The sequence below is a fragment of the Natrinema marinum genome, from assembly GCF_024296685.1.
GTDB classification, from domain to species: Archaea; Halobacteriota; Halobacteria; order Halobacteriales; family Natrialbaceae; genus Natrinema; species Natrinema marinum.
In genome coordinates, this window is sequence record NZ_CP100763.1 from 3,447,071 (window position 1) to 3,472,574 (window position 25,504).

The 25,504-nt window shown below is 67.2% G+C and carries 29 protein-coding genes; 13 read left to right on the top strand and 16 right to left on the bottom strand.

The window, feature by feature from the left end; translation table 11 throughout:
• Window positions 1-347: 347 nt before the first annotated feature.
• From NKH51_RS17010 to NKH51_RS17020, 3 genes are read right to left on the bottom strand one after another with little or no spacing between them, the layout of a single operon-like run.
• On the bottom strand, window positions 348-809 hold the full coding sequence (locus NKH51_RS17010; protein ID WP_254762859.1) for a YeeE/YedE family protein: 462 nt from the start codon (window positions 807-809) through the stop codon (window positions 348-350).
• Window positions 810-855: 46 nt separating this feature from the next.
• Window positions 856-1,413: a YeeE/YedE family protein gene (locus tag NKH51_RS17015; protein WP_254762860.1), complete on the bottom strand. Its 558-nt coding sequence runs from the start codon at window positions 1,411-1,413 to the stop codon at window positions 856-858.
• Window positions 1,414-1,421: 8 nt separating this feature from the next.
• Window positions 1,422-2,615, bottom strand: coding sequence for an MBL fold metallo-hydrolase (locus NKH51_RS17020; RefSeq protein WP_254762861.1), 1,194 nt, complete (start codon window positions 2,613-2,615; stop codon window positions 1,422-1,424).
• A gap of 248 nt (window positions 2,616-2,863) precedes the next feature.
• Between NKH51_RS17020 and NKH51_RS17025 the strand changes: the two genes are divergently transcribed.
• Together NKH51_RS17025 and NKH51_RS17030 are read left to right on the top strand one after the other, a co-directional pair.
• Window positions 2,864-3,109 carry a sulfurtransferase TusA family protein gene (locus NKH51_RS17025; protein WP_254762862.1) on the top strand — a complete coding sequence of 82 codons (246 nt, stop codon included), beginning with the start codon at window positions 2,864-2,866 and terminating at the stop codon, window positions 3,107-3,109.
• A gap of 1 nt (window position 3,110) precedes the next feature.
• The gene (locus tag NKH51_RS17030; protein ID WP_254762863.1) at window positions 3,111-3,692 is read left to right on the top strand and encodes a DsrE/DsrF/DrsH-like family protein; all 582 of its coding nucleotides are present in this window, start codon (window positions 3,111-3,113) and stop codon (window positions 3,690-3,692) included.
• Between the two features lie 81 nt (window positions 3,693-3,773).
• Here the strand turns inward: NKH51_RS17030 and NKH51_RS17035 are convergent, their stop codons facing one another.
• The 5 genes from NKH51_RS17035 to NKH51_RS17055 form a co-directional block, all read right to left on the bottom strand.
• Window positions 3,774-4,907 (bottom strand): aminotransferase class V-fold PLP-dependent enzyme, encoded by a 1,134-nt coding sequence (locus tag NKH51_RS17035; protein WP_254762864.1) that lies wholly within the window; start codon window positions 4,905-4,907, stop codon window positions 3,774-3,776.
• Between the two features lie 260 nt (window positions 4,908-5,167).
• The gene (locus tag NKH51_RS17040) at window positions 5,168-5,794 is read right to left on the bottom strand and encodes a class I SAM-dependent methyltransferase (protein WP_254762865.1); all 627 of its coding nucleotides are present in this window, start codon (window positions 5,792-5,794) and stop codon (window positions 5,168-5,170) included.
• Between the two features lie 7 nt (window positions 5,795-5,801).
• Entirely contained in the window at window positions 5,802-6,020 is a 219-nt protein-coding gene (locus NKH51_RS17045) for a YgaP family membrane protein (RefSeq protein ID WP_254762866.1), read from the bottom strand.
• 69 nt (window positions 6,021-6,089) lie between these two features.
• Window positions 6,090-7,343 carry a M20 family metallopeptidase gene (locus NKH51_RS17050; protein WP_254762867.1) on the bottom strand — a complete coding sequence of 418 codons (1,254 nt, stop codon included), beginning with the start codon at window positions 7,341-7,343 and terminating at the stop codon, window positions 6,090-6,092.
• Between the two features lie 2 nt (window positions 7,344-7,345).
• Entirely contained in the window at window positions 7,346-8,692 is a 1,347-nt protein-coding gene (locus NKH51_RS17055; protein ID WP_254762868.1) for an FAD-dependent oxidoreductase, read from the bottom strand.
• A gap of 199 nt (window positions 8,693-8,891) precedes the next feature.
• Between NKH51_RS17055 and NKH51_RS17060 the strand changes: the two genes are divergently transcribed.
• Entirely contained in the window at window positions 8,892-9,263 is a 372-nt protein-coding gene (locus NKH51_RS17060; RefSeq protein WP_254762869.1) for a thioredoxin family protein, read from the top strand.
• A gap of 61 nt (window positions 9,264-9,324) precedes the next feature.
• Here the strand turns inward: NKH51_RS17060 and NKH51_RS17065 are convergent, their stop codons facing one another.
• The 4 genes from NKH51_RS17065 to NKH51_RS17080 form a co-directional block, all read right to left on the bottom strand.
• Window positions 9,325-10,449, bottom strand: a complete 1,125-nt coding sequence (locus NKH51_RS17065) for an MBL fold metallo-hydrolase (RefSeq protein WP_254762870.1) — start codon at window positions 10,447-10,449, stop codon at window positions 9,325-9,327.
• A gap of 133 nt (window positions 10,450-10,582) precedes the next feature.
• On the bottom strand, window positions 10,583-11,242 hold the full coding sequence (locus NKH51_RS17070; RefSeq protein ID WP_254762871.1) for a helical membrane plugin domain-containing protein: 660 nt from the start codon (window positions 11,240-11,242) through the stop codon (window positions 10,583-10,585).
• Window positions 11,243-12,385: an NAD(P)/FAD-dependent oxidoreductase gene (locus NKH51_RS17075; protein WP_254762872.1), complete on the bottom strand. Its 1,143-nt coding sequence runs from the start codon at window positions 12,383-12,385 to the stop codon at window positions 11,243-11,245.
• Window position 12,386: 1 nt separating this feature from the next.
• Entirely contained in the window at window positions 12,387-12,626 is a 240-nt protein-coding gene (locus NKH51_RS17080; protein WP_254762873.1) for a sulfurtransferase TusA family protein, read from the bottom strand.
• Window positions 12,627-13,002: 376 nt separating this feature from the next.
• On the opposite strand from NKH51_RS17080, the gene NKH51_RS17085 reads away from it, so the two are divergent.
• Complete coding sequence (locus NKH51_RS17085; protein ID WP_254762874.1) at window positions 13,003-13,443, top strand: thioredoxin family protein; 441 nt, start codon at window positions 13,003-13,005, stop codon at window positions 13,441-13,443.
• Window positions 13,444-13,651: 208 nt separating this feature from the next.
• Window positions 13,652-15,451 (top strand): translation initiation factor IF-2, encoded by a 1,800-nt coding sequence (gene infB, locus NKH51_RS17090; protein ID WP_254762875.1) that lies wholly within the window; start codon window positions 13,652-13,654, stop codon window positions 15,449-15,451.
• A 280-nt stretch (window positions 15,452-15,731) separates the two neighbouring features.
• Here the strand turns inward: infB and NKH51_RS17095 are convergent, their stop codons facing one another.
• Window positions 15,732-16,097, bottom strand: a complete 366-nt coding sequence (locus NKH51_RS17095) for a cyclophilin-like family protein (RefSeq protein WP_254762876.1) — start codon at window positions 16,095-16,097, stop codon at window positions 15,732-15,734.
• Between the two features lie 89 nt (window positions 16,098-16,186).
• Between NKH51_RS17095 and NKH51_RS17100 the strand changes: the two genes are divergently transcribed.
• The 4 genes from NKH51_RS17100 (at window position 16,187) to NKH51_RS17115 (ending at window position 19,712) form a co-directional block, all read left to right on the top strand.
• Complete coding sequence (locus NKH51_RS17100) at window positions 16,187-16,546, top strand: hypothetical protein (RefSeq protein ID WP_254762877.1); 360 nt, start codon at window positions 16,187-16,189, stop codon at window positions 16,544-16,546.
• Between the two features lie 237 nt (window positions 16,547-16,783).
• Complete coding sequence (gene pyrG / locus NKH51_RS17105) at window positions 16,784-18,469, top strand: glutamine hydrolyzing CTP synthase (RefSeq protein WP_254762878.1); 1,686 nt, start codon at window positions 16,784-16,786, stop codon at window positions 18,467-18,469.
• Window positions 18,469-19,386 (top strand): glutamine-hydrolyzing GMP synthase, encoded by a 918-nt coding sequence (guaA, locus tag NKH51_RS17110; RefSeq protein WP_254762879.1) that lies wholly within the window; start codon window positions 18,469-18,471, stop codon window positions 19,384-19,386. The genes pyrG and guaA overlap by 1 nt, the downstream gene beginning before the upstream one ends.
• Window positions 19,383-19,712, top strand: a complete 330-nt coding sequence (locus NKH51_RS17115) for a DUF7126 family protein (protein WP_254762880.1) — start codon at window positions 19,383-19,385, stop codon at window positions 19,710-19,712. The genes guaA and NKH51_RS17115 overlap by 4 nt, the downstream gene beginning before the upstream one ends.
• Before the next feature lie 454 nt (window positions 19,713-20,166).
• On the opposite strand, the gene NKH51_RS17120 is transcribed toward NKH51_RS17115, so the two are convergent.
• Both NKH51_RS17120 and NKH51_RS17125 read right to left on the bottom strand, forming a co-directional pair.
• A complete protein-coding gene (locus NKH51_RS17120) occupies window positions 20,167-20,928 on the bottom strand; it encodes a 5-formyltetrahydrofolate cyclo-ligase (RefSeq protein ID WP_254762881.1) in 762 nt (253 codons plus the stop codon).
• Window position 20,929: 1 nt separating this feature from the next.
• Entirely contained in the window at window positions 20,930-21,514 is a 585-nt protein-coding gene (locus NKH51_RS17125) for a MogA/MoaB family molybdenum cofactor biosynthesis protein (RefSeq protein ID WP_254762882.1), read from the bottom strand.
• A 100-nt stretch (window positions 21,515-21,614) separates the two neighbouring features.
• Here NKH51_RS17125 and NKH51_RS17130 point away from each other — a divergent pair, with 100 nt between their 5' ends.
• Window positions 21,615-22,640, top strand: coding sequence for a zinc-binding dehydrogenase (locus NKH51_RS17130; RefSeq protein WP_254762883.1), 1,026 nt, complete (start codon window positions 21,615-21,617; stop codon window positions 22,638-22,640).
• 91 nt (window positions 22,641-22,731) lie between these two features.
• Window positions 22,732-23,031, top strand: coding sequence for a DUF7977 family protein (locus tag NKH51_RS17135; RefSeq protein WP_254762884.1), 300 nt, complete (start codon window positions 22,732-22,734; stop codon window positions 23,029-23,031).
• A gap of 61 nt (window positions 23,032-23,092) precedes the next feature.
• Here the strand turns inward: NKH51_RS17135 and NKH51_RS17140 are convergent, their stop codons facing one another.
• Window positions 23,093-23,410 carry a DUF7853 family protein gene (locus NKH51_RS17140; RefSeq protein ID WP_254762885.1) on the bottom strand — a complete coding sequence of 106 codons (318 nt, stop codon included), beginning with the start codon at window positions 23,408-23,410 and terminating at the stop codon, window positions 23,093-23,095.
• 216 nt (window positions 23,411-23,626) lie between these two features.
• On the opposite strand from NKH51_RS17140, the gene NKH51_RS17145 reads away from it, so the two are divergent.
• Both NKH51_RS17145 and NKH51_RS17150 read left to right on the top strand, forming a co-directional pair.
• Window positions 23,627-24,694: an alkaline phosphatase family protein gene (locus tag NKH51_RS17145; protein WP_254762886.1), complete on the top strand. Its 1,068-nt coding sequence runs from the start codon at window positions 23,627-23,629 to the stop codon at window positions 24,692-24,694.
• Window positions 24,694-25,425: a class I SAM-dependent methyltransferase gene (locus NKH51_RS17150; RefSeq protein ID WP_254762887.1), complete on the top strand. Its 732-nt coding sequence runs from the start codon at window positions 24,694-24,696 to the stop codon at window positions 25,423-25,425. Before NKH51_RS17145 ends, NKH51_RS17150 begins: the two co-directional genes overlap by 1 nt.
• The last annotated feature ends 79 nt before the right edge of the window (window positions 25,426-25,504 follow it).

The following is a 25,504-nucleotide window of genomic DNA, read 5'->3' on the forward strand; positions in this document are numbered from 1 at the left end:
TATAGAGATACGGACCTTCGTCGTCCGCCCTCGAGATCGCTTCGGTCGCGCGTCGAATCCGACCGCGCGCGAAACGTCGGCCGAACGCTGCGTGGAGAGCCAGTCGAACGGAACTGATCAGAACGGTAGGTTGTCACTCGGGTCCGTCGTCCGTCGGGCTCGGAACTCGCTTCGCTCGAGGACTTCGCCGGCCGCTCGCGACGAGGCTCGCGGGGACGTATCGGGAGACGCGTTCGCTCCGGCACCTGAACGACCGAATGTAACCCAGGCCGTGTGCTGGCTCGCGAACCCGGCGGTGTCGAACGGACCGATAAGCGTCGGATCTATCGGTAAGAAGAAAAAGCGCGTCAGTCCGCGCCCGCCGTCACGGAATCGGGGTTCGATACGCGGCTCCGCCACCGGCCTTGCAGGTACGCGCCGAGGAACATGCCGCTGATGGCCCAGAGGATGGCGACGTTACCGACGCCGAGGCTGGCGTAGGCCGCGCCGGGGCAGATCCCGGAGAGGCCCCAGCCGACGCCGAAGATCGCGCCGCCGATCAGGACGTTCCGATCGAACGGTTTGAGCCGGCGTTCGTACCGATCGCCGGTCAGTGGCGCGCTATCGCGGACGCGGGGCATGACGGCGAAGGCGATCCCGGAGACGATCGCCGCGCCGAACATGACGAACAGCAGCCCGAAATCCTCGAACTGCAGGAAGTGCAGCACCACTTCCGGGCGCGCCATCTGACTGAATCCGAGGCCGAAGCCGAAGATCAGGCCGCCGACGAGGATCAGCGGCATGAACAGCGGATGACGATCCTCGCTCACGGGTCCTCACCTCCCCGGTCGCCGCCTCGAGACGGAGGCGTCTCGCTCATGGTGACACCCCCAGTGCGGCGACGAGTTGTGCGGTGACGATCGCGACGGTCAGGAACGTCAGCACGCCGACGAGCGACGTTTTCGAGGCCGAGCCGACGCCGCAGACGCCGTGGCCGGACGTACAGCCCTTCCCGATACGGGTGCCGATGCCGACGAAGACGCCGCCGACCAGCAGCCGCCAGGCCTGCACGTCGGTCGTCCACAGCGTCACGCCGCCGATCTCGTACAGTTCGCCGGTCGTCCCCGGTTCGTACAGCGAGGTCGTGACTACGCCGGACTGGACGGTCGCGGCGAACGCCAGCGCGCCCAGGACGATGCCGAGCGTGAACACCACGCGCCAGTCCCGCGAGGCGACGTACTGCTGGAAGCGCGACTGCTCGGAGACGTACGAGAGCGTCGACTCGAGGAAGGTGCTGGCGCCGGCGGGGATGCCGGTGCCGACGTAGATGACGACCGCGCCGAGGCCGACGAGCAATCCGCCGACGGCGTAGCGACTGATCCCGTTGGGGAACAACTCGGCGGCTAGCTGAAGCGCTACCGGATCAGCGACCATCGGCCGAGTCAGTCACCCGCGAGCGATTCCTGGCTCGCCGCGCAGTTGTTCGGCCCGAGCTCGAGTTCGAACGCTTCGTCGTCGTCGGCCTCCTGTTGGCCGAGGTTCGTCGCGATGATGTCCTCGTAGTTAGCCGGCCGGGGCGGCATGTCCGAGAGGATCAACTCCACGAACGCCTCTTCGTCCATCGTCAGTGCGTCCATCTCCTCCTCGAGTTGGCCGATCGGCGCCGTATAGGTTCCGTCTTCGGCCGGTTCGGCCGCGTCGCTGAAGTGTGCGCCGCCGACGAGTGTGTCGTCGGGCAGCGAGAGGACGCGCTCCTGCAGCGACTCGTAGAGCATCGCGGCGGCCTCTGGCGCGCCGTCGTCGCCTTCCTCCAGGTCGGGGCGGGCGACGCTCTCGACGAACAGGCCGTCACCGGTTGCCAGCAGCGAGCCGTCGATCAGGTACGAGGTCATCCCGGAGGTGTGTCCGGGCGTGGACACCGTTTCGATGACGGCGTCGCCGACCTCGAACTCGTCGCCGTCGGCGGCAGTCGTCAGCTCGTTAGCGTAAGTAACGCCGCGATCGACCGCGGCCGCGGGGATGACGCCCTCGACGCCGACCGCGTCGAGCGCGCGGACGCCCGAGATGTGGTCGGCGTGGATGTGGGTGTCGATCGCATATTTCAGGTCGACGCCCAGGTCGTCGGCGTCGGCGAGATAGCGGTCGGTGAACGCGCGCAGCGGGTCGATCACGGCGGCCTCGCCGTCGTCGTAGACGAGGTAGCCGAGACAGCCCGAGGAGGGGCGCTGATACTGGCGCAGCGTCCCCGCGCCGTCGTAGCGCTCGACTTCGACGGCCTCGTAGATGCGCGCCCAGCCGTTCATGCCGTTCTCTAGGTGGACGGCGTCGTAGCCGCGCTCTTTGAGCGCGCCGGCGACGTACTCGCTGGCGCCGCCTTTCGCACAGAGGACGGTGATTTCACGGTCGTCGGGAATTCGTGCAAGCACGTCCTCGTCGATCTCCTCCTCGAGGAACTCGAAGTAGGGGACGTTGATCGATTCGACGGTGTCGCCGTCGACGTGCCACTCGTCGTACTCCGACGCCATGCGCGCGTCGAGGATCGTCACGTCCTCGCCCGCGTCGATACTGCTCTTTAGCGTGTCAGGCGTGACCGACTCGACGTCGGCGTCCGGCGTGGGAAAGTCGTCTGCGTTCATTGTCGTACACCCGTCTGTACCGACTGGTCGCAGATAAACGTTTCCATAGAAGTTCCATTAACGCACAATACTATTGCTGGCTCCATCGACGATATGATATGCAATCTGGCGACCTGCCCCTCCCAAAACGTGTTAGCGCGTTCTCTCTGCCAGACAGATGTTTGTGTATGGCACAATAATCGATATCCTTTTACCCTCGAAGTCGATATTGTGTGGTAGCTCCAATACAGATCGCGGAGTATCTGACCATGACAGACGAATTCGATATCACGGAGACGCTCGACGTGAAAGGTGCATCGTGTCCAATGCCGGTCGTCAAGACCAAGTCCGCCGCCGACGGCCTCGAGGCCGGCGACGTGCTCGAGGTCGTCGCGACGGACTCGGGCAGTATGAGCGACATCGACGGCTGGGCGAGCGGAACCGACGGCGTCGAACTCCTCGAGCAGGTCGAGGACGGCGACGTCTACAAACACTACGTGCAGAAGACCGCGTAAAATGAGTACGGACACACCCTCGGCGACGGCGGACGGTGAGCCGATGAGCGAAGCGGAACTGCGCGCGCAGGTCGAAGAACTGGAGGAGAAAGTCGCCTCGCTCGAGGCCGAACTCGACGACGACGAGAAGAAGATGACGATCGTCGCCACCAAGGGCAGCTTCGACATGGCGTACCCGCCGCTGATCCTCGCGAGCACAGCCGCCGCCTTCGGCTGGGATGTCGTCGTCTTCCACACGTTCTGGGGGCTCGACATCCTCCACGAGGAGAAGTCGACGGAACTGCAGCTATCGGCGGTCGGTAACCCGAGCATGCCGATGCCGAACTCGATCGCGGCGCTGCCCGGGATGGACCGGATGGCGACGTGGATGATGGAGAAGAAAATCGACGAGAACGGCACTGCGACCATCGAGGAGCTGATCGACCTCTCGCTCGAGAGCGGCGTCGACCTGCAGGCCTGCCAGATGACCATCGAGCTGATGGACTACGACGAGGACGACTTCTACGATGGCGTCACCACCGGCGTCGGCGCGGCGACCGCCATCCAGCACATGGCCGAGTCCGACATCCAGCTCCTCGTCTGAGCCGCTCGCGTCGACTGTTCGAGACCGCAACTGCCCCTCATTTTACGAAGCGAGATCACAGCGACGACCACCGCGCTCCCGTCACCACTCCCGTTCCAGTCGCTCGAGCAGCCGGTCGACCTCGTTCGCGGTGTTGACGGCGTGGACGGACGCCCGAACCGCGTTCGGCGAGGGGAGCTCGCGGAGGACGATGCCGTCGTCTGCCAGCCGTTCGACGGTCGCCGCCGGTTCGTCGACGCCGATCGTGACCAGGCCCGATTCGGGCGCGGACGGACTGTGCAGCCGGTCGTCGGGGACGCCGTCGGCCAGTCGTCCGGCGAGACGGTGGACGCGCTCTTCGATCCGGTCGACCCCGACCTCGTCGATCGCGTCGATCGCCTCCCGAAGCGCGACGTGGGGCCCCGGATTCGCCGACCCGACCTCGAACCGGCGCGCACCGGTCGCGTACTCGTAGCGGTCCGCGGTCGGCGTCTCGACGCTCCGGTAGCCGACCGCCCGCGGCTCGAGGCCCGAAGCCACGTCTCGATCGACGTAGAGGAACCCGCCGCCCCACAGGCCCAACAGCCACTTGTGGCCGGCGGCGGCGACCGCGTCGGCACCCCACTCGCCGACATCAAGCGAGAGCTGACCGGGGACCTGGACGGCGTCGACGAGCGCGAGCGCGCCGGCGTCGTGAGCGATATCGACCAGCTCCGTCACCGGGAGTCGCGTCCCGTGGGTCCACGTGACCGCGCTGAAACAGGCGAGTCGGGCGTCGGAGACGGCCTCGGCGAACCGGTCCGGATCGACGCGGCCGGCGTCGGTTTCGACGACGCGGACCTCGACGCCCTCCCGCTCGAGGCGCTGCCAGGGGAGGATGCCGGCGGGGTGTTCGAGGTCCGTTCGGACGACGACGTCGCCGGGCCGCCAGTCGATCGCGCCGGCGATCGCGTTGATGCCCGCGGTCGTGCTCTCGGTGAGCGCGATCTCGTCCGGCTCGGCGCCGACGAACGACGCGACCCGCTCTCGCGTGCGGTCGAACGCGCGAAACGCCGTTCCGTAGGGGTCGTCCGCGATCGGCGCGTCGTACTCGTGTTCGCGGACGAACTCGTCGGCGGCGTCGACGACGTACGACGGACTCGGGCCGTGGGCGCCGAAGTTGAAGTAGGCGCCGTCCTGGAGGGCGGGAACGTCGGCTCGGAGCTCTTCCGGCGTCATCGTTACGTTCGCGTGCATGGATCGCTGTTTCGTCCGGAACGTTCACTGCACGATTCGGCGCTGGCGGGTGGCTTCGTCTCGATCGGCGCTGACTCGTTCGGGTCCATCGGCGGTGGATACGCACCCTATAGATAATAGTCTTGGGAATATCATGAAATTCTGTGGGCGGCACGAAAGTCCGATCGAGCGTCGCGAGTCCTTGAGTTGCCACCCGATCGGTCGGACCGCAGAACACCGGCGATCGAACCCGGTCCGGTCGCCGGACTCGAGCCGGGCGGTCACTCGCGATCAACGTCGGCCGATCCGGAGTCGGCGCGCTCGAACGCGAGCCCGTAGTGGTACGGCGGCAGTTCGACTCGCCGCTCGAGGTCGAACGCCCCCGCGTCCAGCACGCTGTCTGCGGTCTCGTCCGGGGACAGCCGCAAGTCGGTCGGTGGCCCTCGCGGCTCTCCCGCGACGGTCGTGGTTTCACGCGGCCGGTCGTGCCAGTTGACGACGACGAACCGGCCGCCCGGTCCGAGCGCGTCGAACGCCTGCCGGACGAAGGCCGCCCTGTCGTCGATCCCGTGGAACGTGTTCGCGACCAGGACGACGTCGACGGCGGCGGGGAGGTGATCCGCCAGCCGTCGCGCGTCGCCGTGGACTCGAACGACGTTTTCGATGCCCTGCCGGTCGGCGATACGAGCGCACTCCTCGAGCAGGGATTCGTCGATGTCGAGCGCGTAGACCGGTTCGGGATCGGTGATCCGAGCGGCCGGAAGCGCGAAGTATCCGTTTCCGCAGGCGACTTCCGCGACCGTATCCCCGTCAGCGACGCCGAGCCGCCGGAGCGTCGCGCCCGGCGTCGGCCACAGTCTCCCCCACCAGTCCCAGTCCGGTTGTCCCGTGTTCTGGAAGCGGTTCATCGAGCCCTCACGAGACGGTACACGTGTCGACGCCGAGCACTCGGTACAGCAGGCAAAACCGCGTCAGCGCCGTCCCGACGAAGACGATGCCGACCACGGTCGCGACGGCACCCGCCGCCGGGCCGAACTCGAGGACGCCTGCGAGCGTCGCGACGCCGAGAGCGAGCAACACCGCCCCACCGACGAGCCGTGCGAGCCGATCCGTCGAACCAATATTGCTTTCCATGCCCACAATTACGAACTGCTGTGAAGTAAGCGTTACCCTCGTTCCCGATCCGCGGTGGCGGCCGGTCCGTCACCGATCGGCCGCCGCGGCGTCCCACGCCGCGGGGAGGGTCGCGTAGATCGTCGCGTTTCCGACGACCGCGTCGACGGTCGTGTACTCGTCGACCGCGTGGACGGTGTCCGTCCCGAGCGCGAACTCGACCGTCGGAACGCCGGCGTTTCGCAGCTTCTTCGCGTCACCGCCGCCTGTCGCGCTCCGTCGGTACACCCGCTCGCCGGTCGCCGCTTCGGCGGTCGACGCGACGGCCTCGACGAGCGGACTCCCGATCGACTCGGCGGTCCCGACGCTCCAAGAGACGTCGGCGATCGTGATGCCGTCGCAGTCGGCGGCGCACTCCCGGATCTCCGAGAGCACCTCGGGCGTCCGGACGCCGGCCGTCAACCGAACGTCGAGTTTCGCGCGGGCCGACCCGGGAACGCTATTGATCGCCTCCCCGCCCTCGAGGACGCCGAGGTTGATCGTCGGGGTCTCGAACAGGTCGTGGGCGGTGTCGGCGCTCATCGTCGGCTCGTAGAATGCGACCGATTCGTCGATGATCGGTTCGATCGCGGGATCGATCTCCAGTCGCCGCGTCCCGAAGCGTTCTCGGAGCGTCGTGACGGCATCGTAGAGCCGGTCGATGGCGTTCTCTCCCAGCATCGGGCGCGAGCCGTGTGCGGCCTCGCCGGTCGCCTCGAGGGTCAGCCAGATGCTCCCTCGATCGGCGACCGTCACGGAGTGGCGGTCGCGTTCGCAGGTCGGTTCGCCGATGACGCAGGCGTCTGCCTCGAGGCGACCGGTCTCGAGCAGCGCCGGCAGGCCGGCGTCGCCACCGACCTCCTCGTCGCTGACGAACGCGAACGCGAGGTCGACCGGCGGCTCGGTGCCGGTCTCGACGAACGCGCGGATGACCAGCAGCATCGCCGCGACGGCCCCCTTCATGTCGGTCGCGCCGCGGCCGTAGAGCCGGTCGTCGATGCGCTCTCCCAGCGGATCGACCGACCACGCGTCCGCATCGAACGGCACCGTATCGAGGTGGCCGTTGTACAGCAGGGTTCGGTCGCTCGTGCCCGGAAGCGTCGCGAGGAGGTTCGGTTTCGCCGGATCGACCGCGAACCGCTCGACGTCGACGGGCAGCTCCGACAGGTACTCCTCGAGGATGGCGACGATCTCGCGCGTGTCGCCCGGCGGGTTCGACGTGTCGATCGCCAGTAGCTCAAGCGTGAGGTCGAGCAGGTCCGCCCGGTGGTCGGCGACGTACTCGGCGGGGGTGAGATCGGCCATCGTCACTCGAGCTTGCCGGCGAGGACTTTCGCCGCCGTGAGGATCGGGTCCCAGACCGGACTGAACGGCGGCGCGTACGCCAGGTCGGCGGTCTGCAGTTCGGGTACTGTCATGCCGGCGTTCAGCGCCGTCGCGACCGTATCGATTCGCTTCGCGCCCTCGCGACCGACGACGCTGCCGCCGAGCAGCCGGCCGCTCTCGCGGTCGGCCAGCAGGGTGACGGTGAGCTCCGCGCCGTCGGGGTAGTAGTGGGCGCGCGACGACGCCGAGATCGTGACCGAGACCGGATCGAAGCCGGCCTCGCGGGCCCGTTCCTCGTCGACGATTCCCGTCCGAGCGGCGCCGAGGTCGAACGCCTTCACGATGGCCGTGCCCGCGATCTCGCCGACCGGCGTGGGGTCGCCGGTGACCGTCTGGCCGATCGCTCGACCCGCCCGGTTGGCGGTCAGCGCCAGCGGGACGTGATCCGGCTCGCCGGTCACGACGTGAGTCGCCTCGGCGTTGTCCCCCGCCGCGTAGACGTTCTCGTCGTTCGTCCGGCCGAACTCGTCGGTCGCGATCGCACCGGTCGGCCCGAGGTCGATCCCAGCCGCTTCGGCGAGGTCCGTGTTGGGCGTCACGCCGACGCCGACGATCGCGATATCGGCGGCTACGGTCTCGTCCTCGAGGGCGACTCCCTCGACCCGCTCGTCGCCGATGAAGCCCGAGACGGCCGTCTCGAGGTGGAGATCGACTCCCTGCTCGCGCAGGTGGTCTTCGACGACCGCGGCGACCGGTTCGCCGAACGGCTGGAGGACGTGGGGCAGCATCTCGTAGAGGTGAACCTCGAGGCCGCGTGCCGCCAGCGCCTCGGCCATCTCGATCCCGACGTAGCCGCCGCCGACGATCGCGGCGGTCTCCGGGGTCCGCTCGGTGACGTACTCCTCGATGGCGTCGGCCTCGTCCATGTCGTGGATCGTGAAGGCGCCCTCGAGGCCGAGTCCGTCGAAGGGCGGCTCGATCGCGTTCGCACCGGTCGCGACGAGGAGGTCACCGTAGGGCTGTTCGTACGTCTCGTCACCGGCCGCTACCGTCACCGTCCGTGCCTCGCGGTCGATATCGACGACCTCCTCGCCGGTCCGCAGATCGACGTCCCGTTCGTCCCTGAACTCCGCGGGCGTCACGGTGACGAGATCGTCCAGTTCCTCGACCGTCCCCTTCACGTAGTACGGCATCCCGCAGGCCGCGTACGAGACCCACTCGCCCTTCTCGAAGACGATCACGTCTCGCTCGGGATCCGCGCGTTTCGCCTTGCTCGCGGCGCTCATTCCCGCTGCGTCACCGCCGATGACGACGAACGTCTCGGTCATACGTGACGGTTGAAGCGGCGACGGCTAAAGTATTTCTAGCAATTCCCAATATTATACAATTCATTTAGCGCTTCGGCGCGTCGGCCTCGAGCCGCCGGTATGCCGATCGGTTGTCGGCCCTGGCCCGATCCACCGAGCTGGAACAATATTGTCCAATAGACACAAAACACTGAAATGGTCTCGGTCCCTAACGGCGGTAATGACGCGAACCAAAGCCTCGGAGCCGACCGACGACGGCCGGACGACGCGAAAGCCCGTCGGGGTAGACGACGCAGCCGATTACGACGACCTGATCGAGACCCACGACCTCGTCTTGCTCGAGTTCGTCACGTCCGGCTGTGGCATCTGTGCGTCGATGGAACCGGTGCTCGGCTCGGTCGCACGCAGCGCACCGGGCGTCGTGGCGACGGTAAACGCCGGTCTCGTTCCGGACCTCGCCGCGGAGTTCGACGTCCGGAGCGTTCCGACGCTGGTCGTCCTGAGAGACGGTGCGGAAGTCGCCCGCCTCGACGACGGCTTTCAGAGCGCCGAGACGCTCGTCGACCTGCTCGAGACGCACGCGACGCGCTGACGACAGCGCGAACCGTCCCTCGTTTTCGACTCGAGCGACGTTGGCCGACGCGGGCGGTGTGTCAGTTCGCGGCGCAGTTGTTCGGTCCGAGCTCGAGCGCTTCGACGTTCCCACCTGGCTGCGCTTTCCCCCAGTTGATCTGCTTGATCTCGTTGTAGTTGGCCGGTTCGTCCGCGAGGCTCTCCACGATGGTCTCGACGAACGCCGATTCGTCGCCGTCCTCGACGTCACTCAGGAGCTCGTTTGTCGTCTCCGCCCGGAGATCGCCGAGTGCGGTCGCGAGCGGGCGCCCCGACTCGTCGCTGAAGTGGCCGGGGAGGACGACGGTCCCGTCGTCGAGATCGGTCAGCCGCTCGAGGCTGTCGAACAGCCGACTGGCGGCCTCGCGGACGGCGTCTTCCGCGCCGTCCTCGAGATCCGGCCGGCCGACGCTGCGGAGGAACAGCGTGTCGCCGGCGAGGAGCGCGTCGCCGAACCGGAACGAGACGCTCCCGGGCGTGTGTCCCGGCGTGTGGAGCACCTCGAATTCGCGCTCGCCGACGGGGACCGTCTCGCCGTCGGTCAGGGTCGTGACGTTGTCGAGCTCCCCGGCATCGTCCCCGTGGAGGTAGTAGGGGACGTCGAGTTCGCCGGCGAGTCGGCGAGCGCCCGAGACGTGGTCGGCGTGGGCGTGAGTGTCCGCGACGCCGACGATCTCGAGGTCGCGCTCGTCGGCCGCGTTCAGGTACCGATCGACGTACTGGCTCGGATCGACGACGACGGCTTCCTCGCCGTCGTGGGCGAGATACGAGACGCAGCCCGTTCCGGGCCGAACGATCTGGACGACGCCGTCGGCCGCGTCGAGGTCGTACTGGCGGTGGACGCGCCCCCAGCCGTTCATCCCGTCGTCGACCGATTTCGCGTCGAACCCGTGCTCGCGGAGGAACGCCGCGGCCCGCGCCGAGGTGATGCCGGCGACGCAGACGACCGCGATCTCCGTATCCTCCGGGAGCTCGTCGAGGTGTTCCTCGAGCGACGAGTAGTCGTACTCGAGCAGCTCGTCGTAGATCGGGATGTTCGTACTATCGTCGATCTGCCACTCCTCGTAAGCGTCCTCGTTCCTGACATCGAGGACGAAGAGGTCCGCCGCATCGTCTTCCTCGATCCGTCGTGCGACTTCCGCCGGGGAGAAATCGGTATTGGGCATTCGGTCCAACCGTATACTATACCGATTCTTAAACTCGTCGGTGGGTCCACGGGAATCGACCCGATCGTCACCGATATCGGCCGCGAAAGCGGACCCGCTGGCCGGAATCCGCGACGCGTGTGACGAACGCCTCTCACCGAGTCGTCCGTCCCAGCGCCTTCGCGAGCGAGAGGAGAAAGCCCATCCCCGCCTTCACCTCCGGATCGCGTAGCGCCTTCGCGGCGCCGATCGCACCGACGGGTTCCGCCGGCTCCGACCCGGCCTTCCCGACGGCCTCGAGCAGCGACTCGAGGGTCCGGGCCACGTCGTCATCGGTCGCCGTGTCGGCGACTTCGCCGAGTCGCGTCCCGGTCGCCGCCAGCTCGGTCACCATCTCGTCGTCCATCGCCGACGAGGCCAGTCCGACGAGGTCCGCCATCGCCAGCAGGTCGTCGAGCGTCCCCGACCGCTGCAGGCGGGCGAGCGTCTCGACCGCGTCGGCCAGGTCCGCAGCGTTCTCGCCGGTCGCCTCGCCCAGCCGTGCGGTCTCGGGCGTCGCCAGCCCGTCGGCCGCGGCGCCGAGGTTCGTCGCCGACCCGGCCAGTTCCTCGACCATCCGGTCGTCCATCGCGGCGGTCGCGAGGTCCGCCGTATCGAGCAACTCGTTGACGGCACCGAGGCGCTCTACGAACCGCGCGACTTCGGCGGGGTTGTCGGCGACGAGTTCCTCGAGGGCCGGCTCCCCGGCGTCGGCGCTCTCGTTCGCGGCTTCGGGTTCGCTCTCGGCCTCGGTCTCGGGTTCGGATTCGGACATCTAGAGCAACCCCCGCGCGGTGAGCCAGTAGGACTCGTTGTAACCGAGCTTCGCCCAGTGGAGCGGTTTCGACGGCTCGCGGACGTACGGCTCCTCGCCGTACGCAAACTCGATGAACGTGGCCTCGTCCATCCCCGCCTCGAGGAAGCAGACGGTCTTCCCGTCGTAGGTCGCCGTCGGCGTCTCCCCGCGGGCGCGGCTGGCGAGCCGATCCGCCACGACGCCGGCCTCGTAGTGGGCGACGCTGCCGGCCTTGCTCGTCGGCACGTCCGCCACGTCGCCGATCGCGTAGACGTCGTCGGCCGCGGTCGCCTCGAGCGTGTGCCTGTCGACGTCGACCCAGCCGTCCTCGCCGAGCCCCGCGTCGGTCACGAGGTCGCTGCCCCGGTGGGGCGGAATCGCCACGAGCAGGTCGTATCCGAGTTCGTCGCCCTCGACGGTCTCGATCAGTTCCGCGTCGGGGTCGACCTCGTCGACGTTGAAGAACGTCTCGAGGTTGATGTCGCGCTCCGCGAACAGGTCGGTCGCCCAGTCGGCGATCGACTCGAGGCCGTGGGCGCGGTTGATCGGATACGTGTAGGTGATGTCGACGGCTTCGCGGCGGCCGCGCTCGCGGAGCCAGTCGTCGACCATCAGGGTGAACTCGACGGGCGCGGCCGGACACATGTGCGGGACGCCGACGACGCTCAGCACGAGGTGCCCCTCGGTGAAATCGGCCAGCTCGTCGCGGAGCCGCTCTGCACCGTCGGGACCGTAGAAGTGGTGACCGCCCTCGGCCAGTCCCGGGACGGTCTCGGGGGCGAGGGTCGCGCCCGTCGCCAGCACGAGCTGATCGTAGTGCAGCGAGGTCGTCCTGTCCGCGAACGACAGGCGATTGCGCTCGGTATCGACGCCGGTCACTTCGTCGACCGTCAGGGTGACGCGGCGGTCGACCAACTCCTCGATCGGCCGCGTCGCGTCGTCGACCGTCTTCTCCCCGAACGGCACGTACAGGAACGTCGGCTTGTAGACGTGGTTCGGATCGGCCGTGATCAGTCGGACCTCGACCTCGCCGGCCTCGAGTTCGCGCCGGAGTTCGCTCGCGAGCCGATTCGCGAGGACCGTCCCGCCCGTTCCGCCGCCGACGATCGCGATTCGGTGCATCTCAGTCGACCTCCAGATAGATGTTCCAGTGGTCGTCGCGCTCTTCGATCTCGAGCAGGTCGTGGCCGGCTTTCTCGAGCCACTCCGGAACGTCGGTCGTGGAGTTGCGCTCGCTGGTCTGTAACTCGACCACGGTGCCGGGGTCGAGGCTCTTCACCTTCCCGATGAGGTCCATCAGCGGGCCGGGACACGTCGCACCGCGCGAGTCGATCGTCACGTCCGGTTCGGTTACAGCTGTCATGGGTCTGGGTATGGGGTTTCGGTCGCCGTCGGTCGAACTCTCCTTTCGAGCGGGTTGCCGGGGGTGTCGCGCTCGCGGCAGCGAAGCGGACGGCACCGAGTACCGTCTCTCGCTTCGGCCCGTCCGAGCGTGTCGTGCGAGTCGGTCATCGATCGATCACACTTGGGAAGTGATATTGTGTAGTAAAGGGACTTCTGCAAAACATATGGGGGCGGGAAAAGCCGAAGCACATATACGAAAGAGGATGTACGGGCTATTTCGGTGGGCAACGGTGCGCCCGAGTTGGCTTCGGCGACTCACGGCAGCCAAATCTCGGGAAGCATATTGTCTGTGTCACACAAAACTATTATGGCGGTGGAAGCCGTACGATCGTACGATGAGCGACACCGCCGACGACGAACGCCAGCGGATTCGCGAACGGAAGAAACGAGAGCTACAGGAACGCCTCGAGAACGGCGGGAGTCTCGAGGCGGCCGATGCCGACGAGGGGGGCGACACGCCCGCCGAGCCGATCCCGATCACGGGACAGGGCCACCTCGACGAGGTCGTCGGGGAGTACGACGTCGTCCTCGTGGACTGTTATGCCGACTGGTGTGGCCCCTGTCAGATGCTCGAGCCGACGATCGAGGCCCTCGCCGCGGAGACCGACGCCGCCGTCGCGAAGGTCGATGTCGACGCCCACCAGCGCCTCGCCCAGCAGTTGGGCGCTCGCGGGGTCCCGACGCTGGTCCTCTACGCGGACGGGCAGCCGGTCGAGCGAATGGTCGGCGTCCAGGATCGGGCCAGCCTCGAGGGGCTGATCGAACAACACGCGTAGCGAGGCGCGTCCGCGCTCACGCCGGGCGGCCGTACTCGATTTCGACCGGACGGTCCGTCCGGAAATCGCCGTCGGCGCGTGTCCCGGCTCCGCGACCCCGCGTCGACGGATCGGTACGTCGCCACACCGCGGCGCCGAACGCTGATGACGATGGGTTTAACTACGGCGCTACGGACGATTTAGCTAAGACCTTCTCGGGTGGTTTACCATGTCGGACACGGACACACGCGACCCCACATCCCTCAGAACGCCGATCGTCGCCGTCCTCGGACACGTCGATCACGGCAAGACAAGTCTCCTCGATAAGATCCGCGGCTCCGCGGTCATCGAGGGCGAAGCAGGCGCGATCACCCAGCACATCGGCGCGACCGCCGTCCCGCTGGACATCATCTCTACGATCGCGGGCGATCTCGTCGATCCCGACGACTTCGACCTGCCGGGCCTCCTCTTCATCGACACGCCGGGCCACCACTCCTTTACGACGCTTCGCTCGCGCGGGGGCGCGCTGGCCGACATCGCCATCCTCGTCGTCGATGTCAACGACGGGTTCCAGCCCCAGACGCTCGAGGCGCTGGACATCCTCCGGCGCTCCCAGACCCCGTTCATCGTCGCGGCGAACAAGATCGACACCGTGCCGGGCTGGAACGCCCACGAGGACTCGCCGATCAACGACACCTACGAGTCCCAGTCGGATCGCGTACGTCAGCGCTTGGATGAGAGCCTCTACGAGATCATCGGCAACCTCTCGGACGAGGGCTTCTCCGCCGACCTCTACTGGCGGGTCCAGAACTTCCAGCGCAACGTCGGCGTCGTCCCCGTCTCGGCGATGACCGGCGAGGGGGTCCCCGACCTCCTGACCGTCATGATGGGACTCTCCCAGCGCTACATGAAAGAGGAGATGGAGATCGATGTCGCCGGCCCCGGCGTCGGCACCGTCCTCGAGGTCAAAGAGGAGAAAGGCTTCGGGACGACGATCGACACCGTCCTCTACGACGGCACGATCAAGGCCGACGACCAGCTCGTCGTCGGCGGAATGAACGCGCCGATCGTCACCGAGGTTCGTGCGTTGCTCCAGCCCCGGCCGCTCGCCGAGATCCGCACCGAGAGCCGCTTCGAGAAAGTCGACGAGGTCTCGGCCGCGTCCGGGATCAAAGTCGCCGCGCCGGAACTCGCCGACGCGATGGCCGGCGCGCCGGTTCGGGTCGTCCGCGACCGCGATCTGGACGAAGTCATCGAAGAAGTGCAGGCCGAACTCGCGGACATCGCCGTCGACACCGCCGAGGAGGGCGTCGTCGTCAAAGCCGACACGCTCGGTAGCCTCGAGGCGATGGCCGACGCCTTGGGCGACGCCGAGGTACCGATCGTCCGCGCGGAGGTCGGCGATGTCGCGCCGCGGGACGTCTCGGTCGCTTCGACGGCCGACGACGGCAAGCAGAAAGTCATCCTCGGGTTCAACGTCGACGTCTTAGACGACGCGGAAGACCGCGCGGAGATCGAGGACGTGACGATCTTCACCGACGAGGTCATCTACCAGCTAATCGAGGAGTACGAGGAGTACGTCGAAGGCATCGAAAAAGCCCAGCAGGACACCATCCTCGAGAACATCACCCGGCCCGCTCGGTTTCGCATCCTGCCGGATCACACCTTCCGTCAGAACGACCCCGCCGTCGTCGGCGTCGAGGTGAACTCCGGGACGGTCCAGAACAACACGAACGTCGTCAAATTCGAGGGCAACGAACCCGAACGCGTCGGCCAGGTCAAAGGCATCCAAGAGCAGGGCGAAGATGTCGACGAGGCCCGCGCGGGCAACCGCGTCTCCGTCGCGATCGACGGCCCGACGGTCGGCCGCCAGATCGAGGAAGACGACGAACTCTGGGCCGAGATCCCCGAGAAACACGCGAAGATTCTCGAGCAGGAACTCGCGAGCGAGATCCCCGGCGACGAACTCGAGGCGCTGAACATGTACCTCGACAAACAGCGCAACCGGGACCCCTTCTGGGGGAAGTGAGCCGCTCGAGGGCAGTGCGACCGATCGCTGCAGACCGGTCAGCCGTAGGCGGTAGGCGGTGGCGCACGCTGGGCCGCGGTGAACGTCAGTGAACCGGGGCCCAACGCCGTGCGAGGGATGAGCGAACGACCTCGGGAGTGAGTGAATCGGCTGGGGAGGGCGTGGAGAATCCCCGTTGCCACGATAGCGGACGCCTCGTGTTCCGTCGATGTCTCCCGAGCAGCACCTCGTTTTCCGTCGATGCTTCTCGAGCAGCGGTTCGTTCGTACTCTTTCCCGTTTCAGTCGCCGATTCGCTCGAGCCGAACCCGCGCCCCGCCCGCGAGGTCCTCGAGCGGCCCGGTATCGTCTACCTGCGCAACCACGGTGACCGGCGAAGCGGCCCGCGGTTCCCCGTCCTGACTCGCCGGCGTCGGCCCCCAGAACAGACAGCACACGTTCCCAGTTGGCCAGTACGCGATCGCTCCCTCGGGAACGACCTCGCGGGCGTTTTCGATCGGCACGTCGAAGTAGAGTTCGTCACCCCAGCGGGTCGCCGCGCCCGAGACCGGCAGCGCGTCCGCGAGCGCCGCCTTCGTTTCGGGTGCGTCGTCGGTCCAGGTCGCCTCGAGGTCGCGCTCGCCGACGGTCACGCGGAGATCGGTCATGCTCGAGGCCACGAGCGCGGGCCTCTTTTCCGTACCGACCTTGCGATGTCCCCTGTAAGGATTACCACGCTGTTCGTGGTCCGTTCACCATGCTCGTACAGCTCCGTCAGTACAAGCACGAGGAGGTCCAGTTCGACGACAACCGAACGACCGGCGAATCACAGACAGAGGACGCGGTGAACCCGGAGGCGGAGGACTACTTCGGCGTGGAGATGGAGGACCTCGACGTGGAGACGTGGGACACCGTCGAGTACGAGGACGACCCGATCGAGCGCCGGTCGATTACCATCGACGGGGTCGCGGCCGTCTCCGTCCCCGAGGACGCGACCGACGAAACCGATCCCGGCCTCCCGGGGCACACGATCCAGATTCGGACGGGCGGCGGCATGGAGACGCTCGAGCAGGCCGAAATCGTCGAGGTGCAAGACGAGGCTCCCGAGGGGACGTAGCTCGAGCGACCGATTTCACGGCGAGTGATGGTCACGAGTCGTGCCCGGTCACCACCGTTCGATGTCCTCGCCGCGCCGGATAGTCGGACGATCGGTCTCGGTTCTCCCCTCGTTTTGGACGAACGTCGACCTAGACTGCGAGACGGCGGCGATGGTCGCCCCAAGGAGGGGTGACAACCTCTGTCGGAGGCAGTGCGGTCCCGAAATCGTTTTCAAGCGGTCGCGCACACACTCGGTATGCCGACGGAATCGGACACTCATTATGACCCCTCGCTGGGGAACAAGTTCATCTTCGTCACCGGCGGCGTCATGTCGGGGCTCGGCAAGGGGATCACGGCCGCGAGCACCGGCCGGCTCCTCAAAAACGCCGGGTTCGACGTCACCGCGGTGAAGATCGACCCGTATCTGAACGTCGACGCGGGCACGATGAACCCCTACCAGCACGGGGAAGTCTACGTTCTGGAGGACGGGGGCGAGGTCGACCTCGATCTGGGGAACTACGAGCGGTTCCTCGATATCGACATGACCTCGGACCACAACATCACGACGGGCAAGACCTACCAGCACGTCATCGAGAAGGAACGCGCGGGGGACTACCTGGGGAAGACGGTCCAGATTATCCCCCACATCACCGACGACATCAAGCGGCGCATCCGCGAGGCCGCCGAAGGCACCGACGTCTGTATCATCGAAGTCGGCGGCACCGTCGGCGACATCGAGGGGATGCCCTACCTCGAGGCGCTGCGCCAGTTCGCCCACGAGGAACCCGAGGAGAACGTCCTCTTCACCCACGTCACGCTCGTCCCGTACTCGAAAAACGGCGAGCAGAAGACGAAGCCGACCCAGCACTCGGTCAAGGAGGTCCGCTCGATCGGGCTCCAGCCCGACGTGATCGTCGGCCGCTGCGAGGACCGACTCGAGCCCGAGACCAAGGAGAAGATCGCGCTCTTTTGTGACATCCCGACCGAGGCGGTGTTCTCGAACCCCGACGTCGAGGACGTCTACCACGTCCCGCTGATGGTCGAAGAGGAGGGACTCGATCAGTACGTCCTAGAGCACTTCGGGCTGGCAGACGAGGCGCTGCCCGAAGGCGAGCGCGCCAACGATTGGCGCGAGATCGTCACCACGGAGAAGGACGGCGAGGTCGACATCGCCCTGGTCGGCAAGTACGACTTGGAGGACGCCTACATGTCGATCCACGAGTCGCTGAAACACGCCGGCTTCGAGGTCGGCGTCGACGTGACCGTCCACTGGGTCGCCGCCGACGAACTGAGCGCCGGCCACGACGGCCAACTCGAGGGGATGGACGGGATCATCGTCCCCGGCGGCTTCGGGATGCGCGGCTCCGAAGGGAAGATCCGCGCGGTCCAGTACGCCCGCGAGAACGAGGTCCCGTTCCTCGGGCTCTGTCTGGGCTTCCAGATGGCCGTCGTCGAGTACGCTCGGAACGTGCTGGGACTGGAGGGCGCACACTCGGCCGAGATGGACGAGGACACCCCGCACCCGATCATCGACATCCTGCCCGAACAGTACGAGGTCGAAGACATGGGCGGGACGATGCGCCTGGGCGAGCACACGACTGTCATCGAGCCCCGGACGCTGGCCTACGAGCTCTACGACGATACGTCCTGTACGGAACGTCACCGCCACCGCTACGAGGTCAACCCCGAGTACTTCGACCAGTTCGAAGACGAGCCCCTGGAGTTTTCGGGCACGGCCGGCAACCGGATGGAGATCCTCGAGCTCGACGATCACCCGTTCTTCTTCGGGACGCAGTTCCACCCCGAGTACACGTCCCGCCCCGGCCAGCCGAGCCCGCCGTTCCTGGGGCTGGTCGAGGCCGTCCTCGAGCGGACCGCCGGGGGAGACGGAGCCGAAACCGACGACGCCGACACCGATGCGGAAACGGAGGTAACCCACTGATGGTAGACACCGAGACGTTCGTCCCCGACGCAGTCGCAGAGATCGAGGAAGACATCGACGACGCCAACGCGGTCATCGCCCTCTCGGGCGGCGTTGACTCTTCGGTCGCCGCGGCGCTGGCCTACGAGGCCATCGGCGACCGCCTGACGCCGGTCTACGTCGACACCGGCCTGATGCGGAAAGGCGAGACCGACCAGATCCGCGAGACGTTCGACTACATGGAGTCGCTGCGGATCGTCGACGCGAAAGACCGCTTCCTCGAGGCCCTCTCCGGAGTGACCGACCCCGAGGAAAAGCGCGAGATCATCGGCGAGCAGTTCATCCGCGAGTTCGAGCGCGAGGCCACAGACGCCGACGCGGACTATCTCGTCCAGGGGACGATCTACCCCGACCGCATCGAGAGCGAGGGCGGGATCAAGTCCCACCACAACGTCGGCGGCCTGCCCGACGTGGTCGACTTCGACGGCATCGTCGAACCCGTCCGGGACCTCTACAAAGACGAGGTCCGCGAAGTCGCCCGCCACCTCGGGCTCGACGAGATCGTCGCCGAGCGGATGCCGTTCCCCGGTCCCGGTCTCGCGGTGCGCGTGATCGGCGAGGTCACCGAGGAGAAACTCGCGGTCGCTCGTCACGCCTGCCACGTCGTCGAGGAGGAACTCGAGGAGTACGAGCCCTGGCAGGCGCTCGCGGCCGTGATCGGCAAGGCCACTGGTGTCAAAGGCGACAACCGGGTCCACGGCTGGGTCGTCTCCGTGCGCTCGGTCGACTCCCGCGACGGGATGACCGCCCGTGCCCAAGAGATCGACTGGGACACTCTCCAGCGCATCCAGTCGCGGATCACCGGCCAGAACGACAACGTCGCCCGCGTCGTCTACGACGTAACCCACAAACCGCCCGCGACCATCGAGTACGAATGAGTACGACGACCGCAGTCGTCGCCGGCCCCGACGAGGACGGGATCGCGGCGGCGCTCGAGGCCGAGGGCGTTGACGTGACGCGCGTCGACGGCGTCATCTCTCGACCGCAACTCGAGGAAGCCGGCGTCGTCGCGGCCGATCTGTACGTGCTGACCGACATCGGTCAGTCGACGACGATCCCCATCGTCTGCGATCTGAACGACGGCGTTCGGACCGTCGTCTACGCCCGCCAGACCGTTCCCGAGTTCGTCAAGGGGCAACTCGATCTCGCGATCGATCCGCAGTTGATGGACGCGAGCGTCGTCGCCGACGAACTCGTCGACTGATGTCGCGGGACGGCGGCCGGACACCGCCCGCCGCAATATCATATTACTTCTTCCGTTTGCAGCTTCGATACCAACGTGTCCGGGATCGTGGGTCGTGGCCGGTGCATAAACTTTCTCGCGGCCGATATCGCCGGCGTAAATCCGTGGTGAATTCGGCAGAATTCGGCGTAAGACCGGTATACCATCACCCCGGTTCAAGTACTAATCGACTGTAGCCTGGGATGGAGGTCGACGGGCAGACCCCACCGATGGCACCCACCACCTGTTCCCGCGACTTCCAGCAACCCCACCACAGCACCCTTTCCCCACCACTGCCAACCGATTCTCGCTGACGTGGGCCCGCCCCACCGGCCCGCGTCACACCCTGGAATTCTGGCATTCGGGACGCGGCGACTCCGCCGTGTCCCGGGGATGGATCGACACCCGATTCTCTCGTCGCGTCATCGATCGACCGTCAGTCCTCGCTTTGCGACCGATTCCGCTCCGCGAGCCGTTTCAGCACCGGAATCTCCTCGAGTCGCTCCTCGTCGAGCAGGGTCCAGTCGATGCCGGCCGGCTGGGCGCTCTCGTCGGGTCGGCACACCCGCTCGGGCGTGACGACGAGATCCATCGCTACGTCGTGTGCGCCGATCGCGACTGGCTCGTCGAGCAGTTGCCGCTCGTGGATCGTCGTCGCGACCGGCGTCGCGTCGTCGACGAGACCGAGGTCTCGGAGGACGGCGTACTCGAGGTCGCTGTAGCCCTCCCCTTTCCCGATTCGGCCGCCGTCTTCCGTAACCCCGACGCTGCCCGAGACGATCAGATCGACGCGATCGACCTCGTCTGGTCCCACCTGTTCGCCGTGTGTCGACGACCCCGAGACGGTCGTCGCCGCGTCGTAGTCCTCGAGGTCGTCGGGGTCGAGTTTCAGGAAACACTCCTCGTCGCGGAGCCGCGGCACGGCCATGTAGACGGTCTTGCCCTCGCGTAACGCCGCCCGCCGGACGGGCAGTTGCGGCGCGTCGGGGTTGGCCTTGATCGCCGTCGCCGCCTCCCACTCGGGCTGGTCGGCCAGCCGGTCGGCGGCCGCGTCCGCGCCGGCGAAGTTCGGAATCCGGCCGTGGGGCGGGAACGGGAATCGGGCCTCGCCGCTCTCCTCGAGATCGTCCCAGATCCGCTCGCGGACGGACTCCTTGTCGATGCGATCGGGCCCGCCACCCCCACTGTCGCCGTCCACGTTAGACACCCCCGTTCGTCGCGTCGGCTTTCGTCACGTCTTCGGTATCCTCGGTGTCGTCCGCCCGCGAGAGGTCGGCTATCGTGACGGCCTCCGGCAGGACGATCTCCTCGAGTCCGATGCGCGCCAGCTCGGCGTCACCGGGGAGACAGAAGACCGGTGTCCCCTTCCCCTTGGCGACGCCCGCGAGCGTCCGCGCGGTGAGGACGCGCGTCCCGACTCGTTCGTAGGCCAGCGCGGTGAACAGCTCGTCGAAGGACGTGAGCTCCTTCGCCAGCAGCGGGTCGACGGCCTCAAGGGTCACGTCGTCGGGCTCGACGCCCGTCCCGCCGGCGGTGATCACGATGTCGACGTCGTCGCGGTCGATCTGGCGCGAGACGATCGACTGCGTCTTGTCGTACTCACACCCCACGTGATCCCGCACCGCGATCTCGTTCCCCGCGTCCTCGAGCACCGTGACGATCATGTCCCCGGCCGGATCGTCTTCGAGCGACCGGTCGGACGAGATCGTGACAATGCCGGTACGGAGGGTGTCCCGACGCTCGTCCGCCCCGTCGACAGTCCCGTCCGCGTCCGTCTCGTTCATACTGCGTCTTCGAGCGCCGGCGAGTAAAGTACTGGCCGAAAAGGGGCACAGCCGACGGGGTTGCCAAACTGTTATGGACGCAGTTTCCGTTTGCTCCCGTATGCAAGCAGTCAAAGTCACCGAACACGGCGACATCGACGTCCTCGAATACGGCGAGTATCCCGACCCCGAGGTCGGCTCGGACGAGGTGCTGGTCGACATCAAGGCGGCCGCGCTCAATCACCTCGACATCTGGACGCGTCGAGGCATGCCGGGACTCGACCTCGAGATGCCCCACATCCCCGGCAGCGACGGGGCCGGCGTCGTCGAGGAGGTCGGCGAGAACGTCACCCGCTTCGAGGAGGGCGACCGCGTCGCGCTTTCCGCCGGCGTCGGCGACCTGCGGATGGACGACCCGACGCTCGATCCGCACTTTCACATCATCGGCGAACACGTTCCCGGGATCCACTCCGAGTACGCCGCGATCTCCGAGGACAACCTGATCCCCGTCCCGGAGGGCGTCGACTGGGCGGTCGCCGGCTCGAGCAGTCTGGTCTTCCAGACCGCCTGGCGGATGCTGATCGAGCGCGCCGACCTCGAGGCCGGCGAGTCGGTGCTCGTCCTGGGGGCGAGCGGCGGGGTCGGCCACGCGGCCCTCCAGATCGCCGACTACGCGGGCGCGGAGGTCTACGCGACCGGCAGCACGGAGGAGAAACTCGAGTACGCCCGCGAGCACGGAGCCGACCACGTCTGCAACTACGAGGAGGAGAACTTCGCGGACTGGGTCCGCTCGGAGACGGATGGCCGCGGCGTCGATGTCGTCGTCGAACACGTCGGCGAACCGACCTGGCAGGACTCGCTGGCGAGCCTCACCAAGGGCGGCCGGCTGGTCACCTGTGGTGGCACCGGCGGCGGCGCGCCCGAAACCGACATCCCGCGGATCTTCTGGAACCAACTCGAGATCATCGGCTCGACGATGGCCACGCCGGAGCAGGTCGACGACGTGATGGGGCTCGTCTGGGACGGCACCTTCGAGCCCGCGATCCGCGAGGAACTGCCGATGAGCGAGATCGACCGCGCTCACGAGATCATCGAGAACCGGGAGGGCTTCGGGAAGGTCGTCGTCCGCCCGGACAGCGAACTGTAGGCGGCCGATCCAGTCGGCCGCGTCCGGTCGGTTCGGACGGGCCGCTCGCGGAACCGTGAGGGCTTTTACGCCGCGCTCGTTACCGTCGGTAGTGAGCTCGAACGACGACGGTGGCTACGTCCACGATCCAGCGGCGTTCGACGCCGATGGCGACGGGGAGGCTGCCGGCTCGGCGGACGACCCCGTCCACCCCGAGGCGGCCGATCGCGAGTTCGACTGGCGCGGCTGGGCGCTCGTCGGCGTTATCGCCTTCGCCTTCCTCGTGGCCCCGACCGCGATCTATCTCGTCCCGCCCGGCGCGGAGGGGTATCGCTTCGCGTTGTTGATTCTGCCCCTCGCCCCCGCCGTCGTGCTCGCGGTGACGGCTGTCTGGGCGACGACGCGACCCTGAGAGCACCGACAAGCGGCCGGCTATCGAACCGTGTTTGTCGTTCGAAAAATCGTCCGGTCAGCTATGCTCGTGCCTCGAGAGCGTTCTCGAGGCGGTCGAGGACGGCCGAGCCAGGGTCGATGTCTCGGTCGGGAGTCTCCTCACGGTCGACGTACGCGGCGAGCGCGTCATAGACGTGGTCGGCTTGGTGGCCGGTGAGTCGTTCCGTGTTCTCCTCGGTCTCGATCGCCTCGAGTACCTCGAGGACCCACTCGGGTGGGGTGTCCTGGGCGTCTAAGGCCTCGTCGAGGCGGTTCGAGAGAACGTGGTGAACGACCCACTGCTCGTCTCTGGAGAGCGTGACTTCGTACGTCTCGGTTTCCGGTGGTGAGGAGCTCATTTCGTCACACGGACCTGTTTTCTGGTCCTCAGCAAACGCTACGAACAGGGATGTAATAAGCCTTGTTACCGTGTGGCATAGTTGCTGCGAGTCGGTGACGTCCGGTCGCCGTCCCCCGCGCCCTCGAGTCGGCGCTGTCCGGGAATCAAGACGGTTCGGCGATCGATCAAAAGCTTCTAACAGAATCGGCCCCTGAGAGGAGACAGAACGACGCCGATGGACTTCGCGACGGTATCCGAGAAGCTCGCGACCGGCCGTCTCGGCGGCGCGCTCTCGCGGCTCCTCCCCGCGACGCCCGTCTGGGAACGCGAGTGGGACGTCTGCTGTATTCTCGACGGCTGTCGGCTCGATCTCATGCGCGAGGTCGCGGCGGCCGGCCACGACGCACTCCCCGGCCCCGAGGGGGTCGACTCGCTGTGGTCAGTCGGCTCGCAGTCGGCCGAGTGGATGGACCGGACCTTCGAGCCGGCACACCGCGCGGAGATGGCCCGGACCGCCTACGTGACCGGCAACCCCTTTTCCTCCCAGCCCTGCGAGCACATCCTCGTCACCTCCGACGAGGTGTTGCCGCTCTCGGCCGACGATTTCGGTGTCTTCCACGAGGCCTGGCGCGAGGAGTGGGTCGACGACGAGATCTCGACGATCCCGCCCGCGTCGCTGACCGAGGCCGCCATCGCCGTCTGGCGCGAGCGCGAGGCCCTCGGGATCGATCGCGTCCTCGTCCACTACATGCAGCCCCACGCGCCCTTCCGGTCGCAGCCGGACTGGTTCTTCGGCTCGGCCGACATCGAACACTGGGGACAGGTCACCGACGGCGAGGACGAGGACCTCGCGCTGGCCGACCTCTCGCCCGAGGAACGCGAGGCCCTCGAGGCGCTTGCCGAGGCAGAAGCGGCGGACGACAGCGGGGACTCGATGAACGACCCCTGGCTGCGCGTCCGCGACGGCGACCTCGAGTTCGAGGCGGTCTGGGCGGCCTACCGGGACAACCTCGAGTGGGTGCTCGACGACCTGACGCGACTGCTCGCAAACTGCGACGGCCGCGTCGCGATGACCAGCGATCACGGCAACGGCATCGGCGAGTTCGGCGTCTGGTCGCACCCGCCTGGGACGCCGGTCCCCGCCATCCGGCGGGTCCCCTGGGTCGTCCGCGAGGGGCGGGATCGGCGGACCTGCGAGCCCGGCCTCCCCGACGCGATCGGCGAGGGGACGACCGGACGCGACGAGAGCGCTCCTGACGACGACGCGATCGACTCGCGCCTCGAGGCGCTGGGATACAAGTGATGGTGGGGCTCCTCCGCGACGCGATCTACGCCGTTCGCAAGGCCAGACTCGACGTAGAGCGCCGACGCCTCGACTACGGCCGGGAGACCCGCGAACGGGCCGACCGGCTTGCCGACGTGTTGCCGGCGTCGGCAGCCGACCTCCGCGAGTACGAGCGCGAGTACGAGGACCTCGAGTGGTTCCACGACAGTTACGCCGACAGCGTCGCCGAGATCCACGACGCCGGCGTCGCGACCGACACGACCCACTGGCGCGACGGGGCGACGATCTACGTCGTCTGCCGCGCGCTCGAGGTCGAGACCGCCGTCGAGACCGGGGTGCTGTTCGGCTCGTTCGACGCCCATGTTCTGGCGGCGATGGAAGAAAACGGCGGCGGGACGCTACACTCCGTCGATCTGCCCGGCGGCCCGCCAGGGCCGTTCGAGTACGGCCACCTGATTCCCGATCGGTGTCGCGACCGCTGGGAGCTTCACGAGGGCGACGCCCGCGAGGTGGTGCCCGACCTGCTCGAGCGCGTCGGCCCCGTCGATCTGTTCTTGCACGACTCGGACCACCGACTGCCCCACATGCGCTTCGAGTACGAGACCGCGGTGGATCGGCTCGCGCCGGGCGGAGTGCTGGCGAGCCACGACGTGCGGCTCTCGAAGTTGTTCGATCGATTCACCGCGGAAAACGGGCTGCGGTCGTGCGTGGTCTGCGATACCGGGATCGCGCGGCGACCGCGACGATGACCGGATCGAGCCCTCGAGGGCGATGAACCGATCGCCGCGCTCGCGGCTGCCGGGGCACATCTCGCGATCGGTTTCGTGA

Bases quoted from the DNA above. Each gene is read 5' to 3' on its own strand.
- NKH51_RS17025 (WP_254762862.1), top strand. From the start codon at position 2,864: ATGACAGACGAATTCGATATCACGGAGACGCTCGACGTGAAAGGTGCA.
- NKH51_RS17115 (WP_254762880.1), top strand. From the start codon at position 19,383: ATGAGTACGACGACCGCAGTCGTCGCCGGCCCCGACGAGGACGGGATC.
- NKH51_RS17030 (WP_254762863.1), top strand. From the start codon at position 3,111: ATGAGTACGGACACACCCTCGGCGACGGCGGACGGTGAGCCGATGAGC.
- NKH51_RS17065 (WP_254762870.1), bottom strand. From the start codon at position 10,449: ATGCCCAATACCGATTTCTCCCCGGCGGAAGTCGCACGACGGATCGAG.
- NKH51_RS17085 (WP_254762874.1), top strand. From the start codon at position 13,003: ATGAGCGACACCGCCGACGACGAACGCCAGCGGATTCGCGAACGGAAG.
- NKH51_RS17055 (WP_254762868.1), bottom strand. From the start codon at position 8,692: ATGACCGAGACGTTCGTCGTCATCGGCGGTGACGCAGCGGGAATGAGC.
- NKH51_RS17050 (WP_254762867.1), bottom strand. From the start codon at position 7,343: ATGGCCGATCTCACCCCCGCCGAGTACGTCGCCGACCACCGGGCGGAC.
- NKH51_RS17045 (WP_254762866.1), bottom strand. From the start codon at position 6,020: ATGGAAAGCAATATTGGTTCGACGGATCGGCTCGCACGGCTCGTCGGT.
- NKH51_RS17125 (WP_254762882.1), bottom strand. From the start codon at position 21,514: ATGAACGAGACGGACGCGGACGGGACTGTCGACGGGGCGGACGAGCGT.
- NKH51_RS17035 (WP_254762864.1), bottom strand. From the start codon at position 4,907: ATGCACGCGAACGTAACGATGACGCCGGAAGAGCTCCGAGCCGACGTT.
- NKH51_RS17075 (WP_254762872.1), bottom strand. From the start codon at position 12,385: ATGCACCGAATCGCGATCGTCGGCGGCGGAACGGGCGGGACGGTCCTC.
- NKH51_RS17145 (WP_254762886.1), top strand. From the start codon at position 23,627: ATGGACTTCGCGACGGTATCCGAGAAGCTCGCGACCGGCCGTCTCGGC.
- NKH51_RS17015 (WP_254762860.1), bottom strand. From the start codon at position 1,413: ATGGTCGCTGATCCGGTAGCGCTTCAGCTAGCCGCCGAGTTGTTCCCC.
- NKH51_RS17095 (WP_254762876.1), bottom strand. From the start codon at position 16,097: ATGACCGATCTCCGCGTGACCGTCGGCGAGCGCGACCTCGAGGCGACC.
- guaA (WP_254762879.1), top strand. From the start codon at position 18,469: ATGGTAGACACCGAGACGTTCGTCCCCGACGCAGTCGCAGAGATCGAG.
- NKH51_RS17070 (WP_254762871.1), bottom strand. From the start codon at position 11,242: ATGTCCGAATCCGAACCCGAGACCGAGGCCGAGAGCGAACCCGAAGCC.
- NKH51_RS17130 (WP_254762883.1), top strand. From the start codon at position 21,615: ATGCAAGCAGTCAAAGTCACCGAACACGGCGACATCGACGTCCTCGAA.
- NKH51_RS17150 (WP_254762887.1), top strand. From the start codon at position 24,694: ATGGTGGGGCTCCTCCGCGACGCGATCTACGCCGTTCGCAAGGCCAGA.
- NKH51_RS17040 (WP_254762865.1), bottom strand. From the start codon at position 5,794: ATGAACCGCTTCCAGAACACGGGACAACCGGACTGGGACTGGTGGGGG.
- NKH51_RS17140 (WP_254762885.1), bottom strand. From the start codon at position 23,410: ATGAGCTCCTCACCACCGGAAACCGAGACGTACGAAGTCACGCTCTCC.
- NKH51_RS17020 (WP_254762861.1), bottom strand. From the start codon at position 2,615: ATGAACGCAGACGACTTTCCCACGCCGGACGCCGACGTCGAGTCGGTC.
- infB (WP_254762875.1), top strand. From the start codon at position 13,652: ATGTCGGACACGGACACACGCGACCCCACATCCCTCAGAACGCCGATC.
- NKH51_RS17100 (WP_254762877.1), top strand. From the start codon at position 16,187: ATGCTCGTACAGCTCCGTCAGTACAAGCACGAGGAGGTCCAGTTCGAC.
- pyrG (WP_254762878.1), top strand. From the start codon at position 16,784: ATGCCGACGGAATCGGACACTCATTATGACCCCTCGCTGGGGAACAAG.
- NKH51_RS17060 (WP_254762869.1), top strand. From the start codon at position 8,892: ATGACGCGAACCAAAGCCTCGGAGCCGACCGACGACGGCCGGACGACG.
- NKH51_RS17080 (WP_254762873.1), bottom strand. From the start codon at position 12,626: ATGACAGCTGTAACCGAACCGGACGTGACGATCGACTCGCGCGGTGCG.